Source organism: Mesorhizobium sp. M2A.F.Ca.ET.043.02.1.1 (assembly GCF_003952405.1).
Classification (GTDB): domain Bacteria; phylum Pseudomonadota; class Alphaproteobacteria; order Rhizobiales; family Rhizobiaceae; genus Mesorhizobium.
Map to the genome: position 1 here is coordinate 657,546 of NZ_CP034445.1, position 13,415 is coordinate 670,960.

Annotated in this window: 9 protein-coding genes; 8 read left to right on the forward strand and 1 reads right to left on the reverse strand. The window is 64.9% G+C overall.

What is annotated here, in order from left to right; genetic code table 11:
* The first annotated feature begins 23 nt into the window (after positions 1 to 23).
* From EJ068_RS03125 to EJ068_RS03140, 4 genes are all read left to right on the forward strand, one after another.
* Positions 24 to 317, forward strand: a complete 294-nt coding sequence (locus EJ068_RS03125) for a sarcosine oxidase subunit delta (protein WP_129554466.1) — start codon at positions 24 to 26, stop codon at positions 315 to 317.
* Positions 314 to 3,307, forward strand: coding sequence for a sarcosine oxidase subunit alpha (locus EJ068_RS03130; RefSeq protein ID WP_129554467.1), 2,994 nt, complete (start codon positions 314 to 316; stop codon positions 3,305 to 3,307). The genes EJ068_RS03125 and EJ068_RS03130 overlap by 4 nt, the downstream gene beginning before the upstream one ends.
* A 7-nt stretch (positions 3,308 to 3,314) precedes the next feature.
* Positions 3,315 to 3,902, forward strand: a complete 588-nt coding sequence (locus EJ068_RS03135; protein ID WP_127252807.1) for a sarcosine oxidase subunit gamma — start codon at positions 3,315 to 3,317, stop codon at positions 3,900 to 3,902.
* 349 nt (positions 3,903 to 4,251) lie between these two features.
* Positions 4,252 to 5,634 (forward strand): MFS transporter, encoded by a 1,383-nt coding sequence (locus tag EJ068_RS03140; RefSeq protein ID WP_245463330.1) that lies wholly within the window; start codon positions 4,252 to 4,254, stop codon positions 5,632 to 5,634.
* Positions 5,635 to 5,659: 25 nt separating this feature from the next.
* Here EJ068_RS03140 and EJ068_RS03145 read toward each other — a convergent pair whose 3' ends face one another.
* The gene (locus tag EJ068_RS03145) at positions 5,660 to 6,364 is read right to left on the reverse strand and encodes a nitroreductase (RefSeq protein WP_127252798.1); all 705 of its coding nucleotides are present in this window, start codon (positions 6,362 to 6,364) and stop codon (positions 5,660 to 5,662) included.
* 236 nt (positions 6,365 to 6,600) lie between these two features.
* On the opposite strand from EJ068_RS03145, the gene EJ068_RS03150 reads away from it, so the two are divergent.
* The 4 genes from EJ068_RS03150 to EJ068_RS03165 all read left to right on the forward strand — a co-directional run bounded on the left by EJ068_RS03150 (position 6,601) and on the right by EJ068_RS03165 (position 13,369).
* Entirely contained in the window at positions 6,601 to 7,188 is a 588-nt protein-coding gene (locus tag EJ068_RS03150) for an XRE family transcriptional regulator (RefSeq protein ID WP_245463331.1), read from the forward strand.
* Between the two features lie 102 nt (positions 7,189 to 7,290).
* Entirely contained in the window at positions 7,291 to 9,744 is a 2,454-nt protein-coding gene (locus tag EJ068_RS03155; RefSeq protein WP_129554468.1) for an FAD-dependent oxidoreductase, read from the forward strand.
* A complete protein-coding gene (locus EJ068_RS03160; protein ID WP_127386133.1) occupies positions 9,744 to 10,925 on the forward strand; it encodes a pyridoxal phosphate-dependent aminotransferase in 1,182 nt (393 codons plus the stop codon). The genes EJ068_RS03155 and EJ068_RS03160 overlap by 1 nt, the downstream gene beginning before the upstream one ends.
* Positions 10,922 to 13,369: an FAD-dependent oxidoreductase gene (locus EJ068_RS03165; RefSeq protein WP_129554469.1), complete on the forward strand. Its 2,448-nt coding sequence runs from the start codon at positions 10,922 to 10,924 to the stop codon at positions 13,367 to 13,369. Before EJ068_RS03160 ends, EJ068_RS03165 begins: the two co-directional genes overlap by 4 nt.
* Positions 13,370 to 13,415: the final 46 nt, after the last annotated feature.

Sequence of the window (13,415 nt, forward strand, 5' to 3'; positions counted from 1 at the left end):
GTTGAACAAGAAGATACAAGAAAATGCTGATCACCTGTCCCTATTGCGGGCCGCGCGATGTCATCGAATTCACCTATCAGGGCGACGGCAACCGTCAGCGGCCGCAGCCGGCCTCGCAAGATCTCGACGCCTGGAACGCCTATGTCTACGACCGGCTCAATCCGGCCGGCGACCACAATGAGATCTGGCAGCATTCCGGCGGCTGCCGCGCGCATCTGAGGGTCGTGCGCAACACCATCACGCATGAGATCCTGAGCACCGCCTTCGCGCGTGGCGGCCACAAATCTGCCGACAACAGGGCGGAGGGCCGTTCGTGAGCCCTCGCCGCACCGAGACCGGCGGCCGCATCGACAGGCTGCGCACCATCCGCTTCACCTTCGACGGAGCGCCTTACACCGGCCATGCCGGCGACACGCTGGCCTCGGCGCTGCTCGCCAGCGGCGTGACGCTGTTCGGCCGTTCGTTCAAATACCATCGCCCGCGCGGCCTGCTTTCCGCTGGCGTCGAGGAGCCCAATGCGCTGGTGACGGTGCTGCGCGGCGAAGTGCGCGAGCCCAATATCCCGGCCACCATGGTCGAGATCTATGACGGGCTCGTCGCCGTCAGCCAGAACCGCACGCCTTCGCTCGCCTGGGACATCGGCGCCATCAACCAGCTCGGCGGCAGGATCCTGTCTGCCGGCTTCTACTACAAGACTTTCATGGGGCCGGTGATCGGTCCGCTGAAGGGCACGCGCTTCTGGATGTTCTGCGAGCATTTCATCCGCCGCGCCGCCGGTCTCGGCAAGGCCGGCACCGCCCCCGACCCGGCGCGCTACGAACGCATGAACGCTTTCTGCGACGTGCTGGTCGTCGGCTCCGGTCCGGCCGGCCTGATGGCGGCGAAGGCTGCCGCCGACCAGGGCGCCCGCGTCATCCTCGCCGATCTCGAAGCCCATTTCGGTGGCTCCGCCAACTGGTCGGGCGAAACCATCGACGGCATGCCCGCCGCCGACTGGGCCCAGCGTATGGCTGCGCAGCTTGCAGGCAACGACAATGTGCGCCTTTTGCCGCGCACGACGGTGTGGGGCTATTACGACGGCAACACGCTGGCCGCGCTTGAACGGGTGACCGACCACAAGGAAGTCGCCGCCAAGGGTGAGCCGCGCCAGCGCTACTGGGCGATCCGCGCAGGCACGGTGGTTCTCGCCACCGGCTCGTTCGAACGGCCGCTGGTGTTCCCTGGCAACGACCGCCCCGGCGTCATACTGGCGCATGCGGCCGAACGTTACGCCAATGAGTATGGTGTGCTGCCGGGACAGCGCATCGCGCTCTTCACCAACAACGACAGCGCCTACCGCTCGGCCGTCGCCCTGAAGAAGGCTGGCGCCGCGGTCGTCGCCATCATCGATGTCCGCAGCGATGTCTCGAACGAGATGCGCCGGCTGGCGAGCGATGCGGAAGCCGAGCTGCTTGCCGGTCACGCCGTGGTCGCGACCGAGGGCAGGAAGGCGCTCACCGGCCTCAAGGTGCAGCGCTTCGACGCCATGAGCGGTTCGCTCAGCGGCGACGAGCGCAGCATCCACGCCGAGAGCCTTCTGATGTCGGGCGGCTGGTCGCCGACCATCCACCTCGCCAGCCAGGCCGGCGCGAAACCCGAGTGGGACCCTGCCAGGCAAGCTTTCCTGCCGCCGAAGCCGACGCAGCGCTGGATCGGCGCCGGCGCCTTCACCGGCAGTTTTTCGACAGCGGAGGCAATCGCGGAAGGTCGCGCCGCCGGTCTCCAGGCGGCCGGCGGTACGGCTTCATCCGGTCCCCTGCCCGTCGTCGAGGCGGCTCCGGGCGATCCCGATCCGGCTCCGGTCTTCGAGATCAGGGCCAAGGGCAAGAGCTTTGTCGACTTCCAGCACGACGTCATCGCCGAGGACGTGCGGCTGGCGCATCGCGAAGGCTTCGTCTCGGTCGAGCATCTGAAGCGCTACACCACGCTCGGCATGGCGACCGACCAGGGCAAGAACTCCAACGTGCCGGGTCTCGCCATCATGGCCGAGGCTCTCGGCAAGCCTATCCCCGAAGTCGGCACGACCCGCTTCCGCCCGCCTTACACGGCGTTGTCAATCGGCTCGCTGGCGGCAGAGCGCTTCGGCGACCTCAAACCCGAGCGGCTAACCCCGATGCATGACTGGCACATCGCCAATGGCGCAAGGATGTATTCGGCCGGCCTCTGGTACCGCCCGATGATCTATGGCCTCCCCGGCGAGACGGTCGAGCAGGCCTATGTGCGGGAAGCAAGAGCCACGCGCGACAGCGCCGGCATCGTCGACGTCTCGACGCTGGGCAAGATCGCGGTGCAGGGGCCGGACGCGGCAGAGTTCCTCGACCGCATCTACACCAACATGTTTTCCACTTTGGCAGTCGGCAAGGCGCGCTACGGCCTGATGCTGCGCGAGGACGGTCTTGCCTTCGACGACGGTACCACCTGGCGGCTCGGCGAGCAGGATTTCCTGATGACGACCACCACCGCCAATGCCGGCAAGGTGATGCAGCATCTGGAATATTTCCTCGACGTCATCTGGCCGGAGCTGAAGGTCACCGTAACCTCGGTCACCGACGAATGGGCGGGGGCTGCGATCGGCGGCCCGAACGCGCGCGCCATCCTTGCCGCTTGCGTCACCGGCACTGCCGTCGACAATGCCACCCTGCCCTTCATGGGCATCGTCCATGGCCGGATCGCCGGCGTGCCGGTGATGATCTGCCGGCTTTCCTTTTCCGGCGAAATGGCATTCGAGGTCTATTCCGGCGCCGGTTACGGCACCCTCGTCTGGGAAGCCTTGATCGAGGCCGGCAAGCCTTTTGGCCTTGTCACCTACGGGCTCGAGGCGCTGGGCACGATGCGCATCGAGAAGGGCCATGTCACCGGCGCCGAGATCGACGGCCGCACCACCGCGCGCGACCTCCATCTCGACTGGATGCTGTCGAAGAAGAAGCCCTTCATCGGCTCGGCCATGATGGACCGCGAAGGCCTGATTGCCCCCGACCGGCTCGAGCTGGTCGGGCTGATCGCCCTCGACAACCGAGCCCTCAACGGCGGCGGACATATCGTCGAGGAACTGGACGAAGCCAATCCGCACGATTCGCTCGGCCACATCACCGCCTGCTGTTACTCACCGGCGCTGGGCAAATATATCGCGCTGGCCCTGGTCAAGGGCGGCAAGGCGCGGCACGGGACCCGCGCCTTCGTCTCGGATCCGCTGCGCAACCGGTTCGGGCCGGTCGAGATCGCCTCCAACCATTTCTACGACCCGGACGGGAGCCGCATGCATGGCTGAGCAGCAATTGCCCGAGCGCCAGTCGCCGCTCGAGCCGGACTATCATCCCGGCTCGCACGGCAATTTCGAACATGGCGTTGATGTCATCCTGTCCGAGACGCGGCCGGGCTCGATCCTGCAGCTTGCCGCCTGGCCGGGCGAAGAGAAGCGACTGATCGAGATTATCCGCAAGGTCACCGGTCTCACTCTGCCTGACGGCGCTGGCGGCGGCACAAGCAGCGGCGCCCGCGCCGTTTTCGGCTTCGCGCCGGGGAAATTTACCGTGGTCGACGAAGCCGAAGGACTGGCCGCGGCCTTCGCTGGCGTCATCACGCCGGCCATCGGCACGCTCACCGACCTGTCCCATGGCCGCACCGCGATCCGCATCGCCGGCCCGAGGGCCGAATGGGTGATGGCGAAGTTTTTTGCCATCGACTTCGCCTTGCCGGCCTTCCCGCTCGGCGCCGGCCGCTCGACCAACCATCACGACATCTTCGCCCAGATCCAGCGCACAGGCGCCGACCAGTTCGACATCTACGTCTTCCGCTCCTTCGCGCGGTCGTTCTGGAAGGCCTTGTGCCACGCCAGCGAAGAGGTCGGCTATGAGGTGCAGTAGAGCATCCAAGGTGTGTTGAGATTCAGGTGAGGCCGTGCCGAAAGTGGCGGATTCCGAGAACCGGAGCGGAGCGTACTAAAGTACGTGAGCACCGGAAGCGCAGGAAGCCGCCATTTGCAGGCCGGCCTCACCTGAATATCAACACACCTTTGGTCCAGCCGCTATCTGGCACTACAAACGGCTACAACTGCTGCTTGAGCGTTGGGCCAGCAGGCGCGATAGCTAAGGAATCACGAGCGTTTGCCAAGGCAGACGCCCGCTCAGGCAACCAGTTCGACCACACCCTTCCATGACTGTTGAGACTTCGGCGACGGCCACGACCCGCTTTGCTCCGGCGGAGGGTCCGTCGATGTTGTTGCCGGCAACCGTCGCTTGCGGCGTGTTCATGACCAGCCTCGACCAGAATGTCGTGGTCACGGCGCTGCCCGGCATCGGCGAGAGCCTCGACCGCCCGCCAAGCCAGCTTGGCCTTTTGATCACCGTCTATGTCGCCAGCCTCATCGTCAGCATGCCGCTCGGCGGCTGGCTGGCCGACCGCTTCGGCCTGCGCAACGTCTATTGCTTCGCCCTGCTCGTCTTCGCCAGCGCCTCGGCGCTGTGCGGCCTTTCGGAAAACATCTGGATGCTGGTCGGCTCGCGTGCCTTGCAGGGCTGCGGCGGCGCGCTGATGGGCACGCTCGGCCAGGTCGTGATCCTGTCGAGCTTCCCGCGCGACCGTACGCTCAAGATCAACATGTATATCTCGCTCGCCGGCCAGTCCGGGCCGCTGGTCGGCCCGCTGGTCGGCGGCGCGCTGACCACCTATGTCTCGTGGCGCTGGATCTTCTACATCAACATCCCGATCGCGCTGACCGCGGCGCTGTTGGCCGCCTCGCTGTTTCCGTCAACGACCAAGCCGGTGCGCACGCCGTTCGATTTTCCGGGCTTCCTCCTCGTCGGCAGCGGTATGGGCCTTCTGATCTTCGGCATGGACTCACTTGCCGCGAAGGATGCCGCGAGCAGCCTGATCGGCATCGAGCTCGGCCTGGCGATCACCATCCTGGCGGTTGCCGCTTTCTACTGCCTGCGCGCCCGCAACCCGCTGCTCGACCTCAACCTGCTGCGCATCCGCACCTTCCGCATCTCCTTCCTTACCGGCGGCAGCCTCGACACGATCGGCCTCAGCTCCGTGGTCTTCCTGCTGCCGCTGATGTTCCAGCTCGGCTTCGGCATGAGCGCCGTGCAGGCCGGCTCGCTGACCTTCGTCGCCGCGATCGGATCCCTGATCATGCGCTTCTTCATGCCGCGCCTTCTGAACCGGTTCGGCTTCAGGCGCGTGCTGGTCACCAACACCCCGATCGTCGCCTTGCTGGTCGCAGGCTTTGCCCTGATGCAGGAGAGCCTGCCGGCCTGGATCGTGCTGGCCTACATTTTTGTTTTCGGCGTCTTCCGCTCGGTGCAATGGGCCTCGACCGGCAATCTTTCCTATTCGGATATCGCGCCGGAGCAACTCGCCCGCTTCAGCGCGCTCTATTACATCCTGTGGCAGCTTGCGGTGGCGATCAGCGTCGGCCTTGCGGCCGCACTGCTGTCGCTGCTTGCCGGCGGCGGCAAGGCCAGTGTCGACGACTATCGCATCCTGTTCGTCGTCGAAGGGCTGATCACGCTTTGCGCGCTGTCGGCTTACCTGCGGCTGACGCCGCGTGACGGCGCTCATGTCAGCGGCCACGGCGCGCATATGAGTACCGATTAGCTGGCCGAGATATTCGGCGCGCGGCTTATTCCGCGAAGGTCACCCAGTCCTCGAGCGGAGCGCGGTCGGTGCGGAACTCGTTTTCGGGCTTGGAGGTGTCCTCATAGCCGAGCGCCATGCCGCAGACGACGATCTCTTCGTCGGGAATGTTGAGCACCGGCCTGATCTGCCGATGGTAGGGAGCGAAGGCCGCCTGCGGGCAGGTATGCAGCCCCCTGCCCCGTGCAGCGACCATGATGTTCTGCAGGAACATGCCGTAGTCGATCCACGAGCCCTGGTTCAGTCTCCGGTCGATCGTGAAGATCATGCCGACGGGAGCATCGAAGAAGATGAAGTTGCGGTCGTGCTGCGCCCGCATCTTGTCGACCTCGCGCCGGCCGATGCCCAGCGCGCCGTAAAGCCCAAAGCCGTTGGCGCGGCGGCGTGTCAGATAGGGCTCGAAGAACTGGTCGGGATAATAACGATACTCGTCCCACTCGGCCTTTTCGGCGCGGATGCCGGAGTTGAGAATCGCGTCGCTGATGCGCTGCTTGACCTCGCCCTTGGTCACATAGACGCGCCAGGGCTGCATGTTGGTGCCCGACGGCGCGCGCGCGGCGACCGCGAGGATCGCGCGGATCGAATCGTCGTCGACCATATCGGGCAGGAAAGCGCGCACCGACCGGCGCGACGTGATCGCCTCATCGACGATCTCCGCATCCGACGCGATCCGGATGTTCTTCTCAAGCATGGGTCGTCCCTTTCGGCATGGCCAGAAACCCGCAACCCGGTTCCCTTGACGACCATCCGCAGACTATGAACTAAGACTGGTCTCCGACCGGGCGCCCCACTCGCCGCTCGTGTGCGAGCCTTTGCATCAACCGCCGAAAACGCGCAAGCAAATCTTGTGGCCTATGAAAATCTCCTTGATTTTTTCATGATTTTATTCTCTCATGAAATTTATCCAGATTTTTTCACGAGAAGCTTTTGAGCTCGACCACAGCCAGATCTGAGCAGGACAATGGCGACCGGCTGCTGGCCGGCGACATCCGCGCGCTCCGCAAAGCGCGCGGCCTCACGCTCAGTGAAATTGCGCTCAAGTTGGGCCGTTCGGTGGGTTGGGTCAGCCAGGTCGAGCGCGGCCTCTCGGTGCCTTCGGTCGGCGACTTGCGGGCCTTCGCCGATCTCTTCGATGTGCCGATCAGCCTGTTCTTCAGTCATGACGTGCCCGCTGAGGAAGAACGTGGGGTGATCGTGCGCGCCGGTCGCCGCCGCGTGCTTGGCACAAGCGAAACGGGTCTGGTGGAGGAGCTTCTGTCGCCCGATCTCGGCGGTAGTTTCGAGGTGGTGCGCTCGGTGTTCGCGCCCGGCGCCGAGATGAAGGCCGCAGCACTTCGGCCGACCGAGGAGGCCGGATACATCGTCTCCGGACTGTTCGACATCGAGATCGCGGGCGTCTGGCATCGGCTTGGCGAAGGCGACTCGTTTCGCTTCGAGGGCAAGCCATATCGCTGGCGCAATCCGGGCACCGAGCCGGCCGTGGTGATCTGGGTGGTTTCACCGCCGGTATATTGAACATTGCATGCCGCCCAAAAGTGTCCAGCGGTTTTGGGGCAACGGCATGCATCAAAGGAAGCAAAGCGCGACATGTCGCGCTTTGAACTTGGGGAGAAAAACATGGCCGGTTTGCCGACCACGGCACGCGTGGTGATCATCGGAGGCGGTGTCGTCGGCTGCTCATCGCTTTATCATCTGTGCAAGGCGGGGTGGACCGATTGCGTGCTTCTGGAAAAGAACGAGTTGACCTCGGGCTCGACCTGGCACGCCGCCGGCAACGTGCCGACCTTCTCCTCGTCCTGGTCGCTGATGAACATGCAGCGCTATTCCACCGAACTTTACCGGGGGCTCGCCGAAGCGGTCGACTATCCGATGAACTACCATGTCACTGGGTCGCTCCGGCTCGCCCATACGAAGGAGCGCATGCAGGAATTCCAGCGCGCCAAGGGCATGGGCCGCTACCAGGGCATGGACATCGACGTCGTCGGACTGGACGAGATCAAGCGCCGCTACCCTTTCATCGAGACTCATGAGTTGAAGGGGGCGCTCTACGATCCGAGCGACGGCGACATCGACCCGGCGCAGCTGACTCAGGCGCTGGCCAAGGGCGCGCGCGACATGGGCGCGAAAATCATCCGCTTCTGCCCGGTCAGCGGCGTGCGCCGCGAGAACGGCGAATGGGTGGTCGAAACACCGCAAGGCGAAATCCGCTGCGAGATCGGCATCAACGCCGCCGGCTACCGCGCCGCCGAGGTTGGAAAGATGTTCGGCCGCGACGTGCCGATGATGGTGATGAGCCATCAGTACATATTGTTCGAGGAAATCCCCGAACTCGCCGCCTGGACGAAGGAGCAGGGCCACAAGCTGCCGCTGCTGCGCGACGTCGATACCTCCTATTACCTGCGCCAGGAAAAGAGCGGCATGAATCTCGGCCCCTATGAGCGCAATTGCCGCGCACATTGGGCGACCCACAACGATCCGATGCCGGAGGATTTTTCCTTCCAGCTTTTCCCCGACGATCTCGACCGTCTCGAGCATTATCTCGCCGACGCCGTCGCCCGCGTGCCGATCCTCGGCACCGCCGGCCTTTCCAAGGTGATCAACGGGCCGATCCCTTATGCACCGGACGGCAATCCCTTGATCGGACCGATGCCCGGCGTGCCCAACGCCTTCGAGGCCTGCGTCTTCACCTTCGGCATCGCGCAAGGCGGCGGCGCCGGCAAGGTGCTGGCCGAATGGGTCACGGGGGGCCAGACCGAATGGGACATGTGGTCTTGCGACCCGCGCCGCTTCACCAGCTTCGCCTCGGCACTCGATTATTGCGCCGCCAAGGGGATGGAGATCTACGGCAACGAATACGCCATCCAGTTCCCGCGCCATGCCTGGCCGGAGGGGCGCAACCGCAAGCTTTCGCCGCTGCATGAGCGCGTCAAGGCGCTGGGCGGCCAGTTCGACGCCTATAATGGCTGGGAACGCGCCACCTGGTATGCGAGGCCCGGCGACGACACCTCCGAGGAAGCGACGCTGACCTTCCGCCGTGACGGGCCGTGGCAGCGCGCCGTGCGCGAGGAATGCCTCGCCGTGCGCGACGCTGCAGGCATCCTCGATCTGCCCGGCTTCTCACGTTTCAACCTCGAAGGTCCGGGCGCCGCCGAATGGCTGGCGCTTCAAGTGACCGGCCTCGTGCCGAAGCCCGGCCGCATCGGCCTCGTCTATTTCTCGGATGACAAGGGCCGCATCGTCACGGAGATGTCGGTGGTGCGTCACCGCGAAGACCTGATGACGCTGATCACTGCCGCGGTGGCGCAATGGCACGACTTCGAATGGCTGAAGTCGCGCATGCCTGCCGATGCGGCTTTCACCCTGACCGACCGTACCGAGGAATACTCGACCCAGATCCTCGCCGGCCCGAATTCGCGCAAAATCCTGGCGGAGCTTTGCGACGCCGATCTCTCGCAGCCCTGGCTCACGCATCAGGAAACGACGATTGCCGGGCGCTGGGCGAAGCTGGTGCGCGTCTCCTTCGCCGGCGAGCTCGGCTGGGAGATCCACAGCAAGGTCGCCGATACGCTCGCTGTCTTCGATGCCGTCTGGGCCGCCGGCCAAAAACATGGCCTGAAGCCGTTCGGCATGTATGCGCTGGATTCGCTGCGGCTCGAAAAAGGCTACCGCACCTGGAAGGGCGATCTTTCGACCGACTATTCGATCCTGCAGGGCGGGCTGGAGCGCTTCGTCAAATGGGACAAGCCCGATTTCCGCGGCAAGGCGGCCTTGCTCAATGAGAAACAGCAAGGCGTGAAGAAGCGCTTCGTCACGCTGGTCGTCGAGAACCCCGGCGACTGCGACGCGCCCTATATGTCGACGCTCTGGCATGACGGCAGGATCGTCGGCGAGACGACCTCGGGCGGCTGGGGCCACCGCGTCGGCAAGTCGATCGCGCTCGGCATGCTGCGCACCGATCTGACCGAGCCGGGCACTGCGGTCGAGGTCGAGATTTTTGGCGATCGCTTCAAAGCTGTCGTCCAGAAGGACGAGCCTCTGTGGGATCCGAAGAACGAGAGGCTGAGAGCCTGATGCCAACACCATCGAAGCGCATTACCGCTATCGTTCCTTCGGGCAAGGACGGCTGGGAGGTCCATTCGGCCGCCTGGGCGCGCCAGCAGGCCGGTGAGGACATCATCATGCTGTCGGTCGGCGACCACGACTTCGACACGCCATTGGAAACGATCGAAGCCTGCGTCAAAGCCGTGCGCGGCAGCAACCATCATTATACGCCGCTGCCCGGCCTGCCGCGCCTGCGCAAGGCGATGGCGGCGGCATCCACCGCCTGCACCGGCATCGAGACGGAACCGGACGAAATCATCGCCACGCAAGGCGGCCAGGCTGCGCTCTACGCCGCGGTGCAGACCGTGCTCGATCCTGGCGACCACGCCATCGTCGTGGCGCCCTACTACGCCACTTACCCCAACACCTTCAGCGCCGCCGGCGCGACCTTCACCGTGGTCGAGACACCGGCGGCGGACGGGTTCCAGCCCCGTGCGGACATGATCCGCGCCGCGCGGAGGCCCAACACCCGCGCCATCCTGATCAACACGCCGAACAACCCGACCGGCGCTGTCTATTCGCGCGAGCGGCTGGAGGAGTTGGCCGCCATCTGCCGCGAGCATGATCTCTGGCTGCTGTCGGACGAGGTCTACTGGACGCTCGGCGGCGGCGAGCATATCTCGCCGCGTTCGCTGCCCGGCATGGCCGAGCGCACGCTGGTCATCAACTCGATGTCGAAAAGCCACGGCATGACGGGATGGCGCATGGGCTGGCTGACCGGCCCGACGGAGATGATCCGGCTGCTGACCGACCTCAACCTCGTGACGACCTACGGCCTGCCGGCCTTCATCTCGATCGCCTGCGCCGAAGCGCTCGAGAACCACTATGGCGTGAAAGAGATCGCCGAACGCTACGCCGCGCGCCGCGCCTTGATGCTGGATGCCATACGCGGCATGAACGACGTCACCGTGCACGGCTCGGAAGGCGGCATGTATGTCATGCTCGATATCTCCGCCATCGAGCCCGACGACGAGAAATTCGCCTGGGGCCTGCTCGACAAGGAGAAGGTCGGCGTCATGCCCGGATCGAGCTTCGGCGAGGCCGCCGCCGGGCACATCCGCATCAGCCTCTGCCAGCCCGAGCCCATCCTCAAGGAAGCAGCGCTTCGCCTGCGCCGCTTCGCTTCCAACTACCGCCGCGAGGCCGCATGACCAAGACTGTTCCGACAAAAGCCCGCGCCGTCATCATCGGCGGCGGCGTCTCCGGCTGCTCGGTCGCCTATCACCTGGCGAAGCTCGGCTGGACCGACATCGTGCTCCTGGAGCGCAAGCAGCTCACCTCGGGCACCACTTGGCATGCGGCCGGCCTGATCGGCCAGCTGCGCGCCTCGCAGAACATGACGCGGCTCGCGAAATACTCAGCCGACCTCTACGTCAAGCTGGAGGCAGAGACCGATGTCGGCACCGGCATGCGCCAGGTCGGCTCGATCACCGTCGCGCTGACCGAAGAGCGCAAGCACGAGATTTATCGGCAGGCATCGCTCGCCCGCGCCTTCGACGTCGACGTGCGCGAGATCTCGCCGCGCGAGGTCAAGGAGATGTATCCGCATCTCAATGTCTCGGATGTGGTCGGCGCCGTGCATCTGCCGCTCGACGGCCAATGCGACCCCGCCAACATCGCCATGGCCCTGGCCAAGGGGGCGCGCCAGCGCGGCGCCACCGTAGTCGAGAATGTGAAGGTCACCAAGGTCCACACCAAGGCCGGCCGCGTCACCGGCGTGTCCTGGGCACAAGGCGAAGAACAAGGCACGATCGAAGCCGACGTTGTCGTCAACTGCGCCGGCATGTGGGCGCGCGAACTGGGCGCGCAGAACGGCGTCACCATCCCGCTGCATGCCTGCGAGCATTTTTATCTCGTCACCGAGCCGATCCCGGGCCTCTCTCGCCTGCCGGTGCTGCGCGTGCCGGATGAATGCGCCTACTACAAGGAGGACGCCGGCAAGATGATGCTCGGCGCCTTCGAGCCGGTCGCAAAACCCTGGGGCATGGACGGCATCCGCGAGGATTTCTGCTTCGACCAGTTGCCCGAGGACATGGACCATTTCGAGCCGATCCTCGAAATGGGCGTCAACCGCATGCCAATGCTGGGCACCGCCGGCATCCACACCTTCTTCAATGGTCCCGAGAGTTTCACGCCCGACGACCGCTATTACCTGGGCGAAGCGCCGGAACTCGCCGGCTACTGGATGGCGACCGGCTATAATTCGATCGGCATCGTGTCGTCCGGGGGCGCCGGCATGGCGCTGGCGCAGTGGATCAACGACGGCGAGGCGCCCTTCGACCTCTGGGAGGTCGACATCCGCCGCGCCCAGCCCTTCCAGAAGAACCGCCGCTATCTCAAGGAGCGGGTGTCCGAAACACTCGGCCTGCTCTATGCCGACCATTTCCCCTACCGCCAGATGGCGACGTCGCGCGGCGTGCGCCGCTCGCCCTTGCACGAGCATCTCAAGGCGCGCGGCGCGGTCTTCGGCGAAGTCGCCGGCTGGGAGCGCGCCAACTGGTTCGCCCGCGAAGGCCAGGAGCGCGAGTACCGCTATTCCTGGAAGCGGCAGAACTGGTTCGACAACCAGCGTGAGGAGCATCTCGCCGTGCGCAACGGCGTCGGCCTGTTCGACATGACCTCCTTCGGCAAGATCCGTGTGGAGGGCCGCGATGCCTGCGCCTTCCTGCAAAGGCTCTGCGCCAACGACATGGACGTGGCACCAGGCAGGATCGTCTACACCCAGATGCTCAACGCCAAGGGTGGTATCGAGAGCGACCTCACCGTGACGCGGCTGTCGGAAACGGCCTATTTCCTGGTCGTGGCGGGCGCCACGCTGCAGCGCGACCTTGCCTGGCTGAGAAAGCATGTCGCCGACGAGTTCGTCGTCATCACCGACGTGACCGCCGCCGAAGCCGTGATCTGCGTGATGGGGCCGGAGGCGCGAAAACTGATCCAGAAAGTCAGCCCGAACGATTTCTCCAACGAGGTCAATCCGTTCGGCACCTTCCAGGAGATCGAGATCGGCATGGGGCTGGCCCGCGCCCACCGCGTCACCTATGTCGGTGAACTCGGCTGGGAGCTCTATGTCTCGACCGAGCAAGCCGCCCATGTCTTCGAGGCGATCGCCGAGGCCGGCGCCGATGTCGGCCTGAAGCTCTGCGGCTTGCACACGCTCGATTCCTGCCGCATCGAAAAAGCCTTCCGCCATTTCGGCCACGACATCACCGACGAGGAGAATGTGCTGGAGGCGGGCCTGGGCTTCGCGGTGAAGACCAGCAAAGCCGGCTTCATCGGCCGCGATGCGGTGCTCCGGAAGAAGGAAGCCGGCCTGTCGCGGCGGCTGGTGCAGTTCCGCCTGAAGGATCCTCAGCCCCTTCTGTTCCACAACGAGGCCATTCTGCGCGACGGCCGGATTGTTGGCCCGATCACCTCAGGCAATTACGGACACCACCTCGGCGGCGCGATCGGGCTCGGCTATGTGCCCTGTGAGGGTGAGAGCGAGGCGGACGTGCTGGGTTCTTCCTACGAGGTGGAGATCGCAGGAGAACGCTTCGCGGCGGAGGCATCGCTGAAGCCGATGTATGATCCGAAGGCGGAACGGGTGAAGATGTAGCGCAGTCTTTCCTTCTCCCCGTTCTTGTTTGTGCTGGAGACAAGGT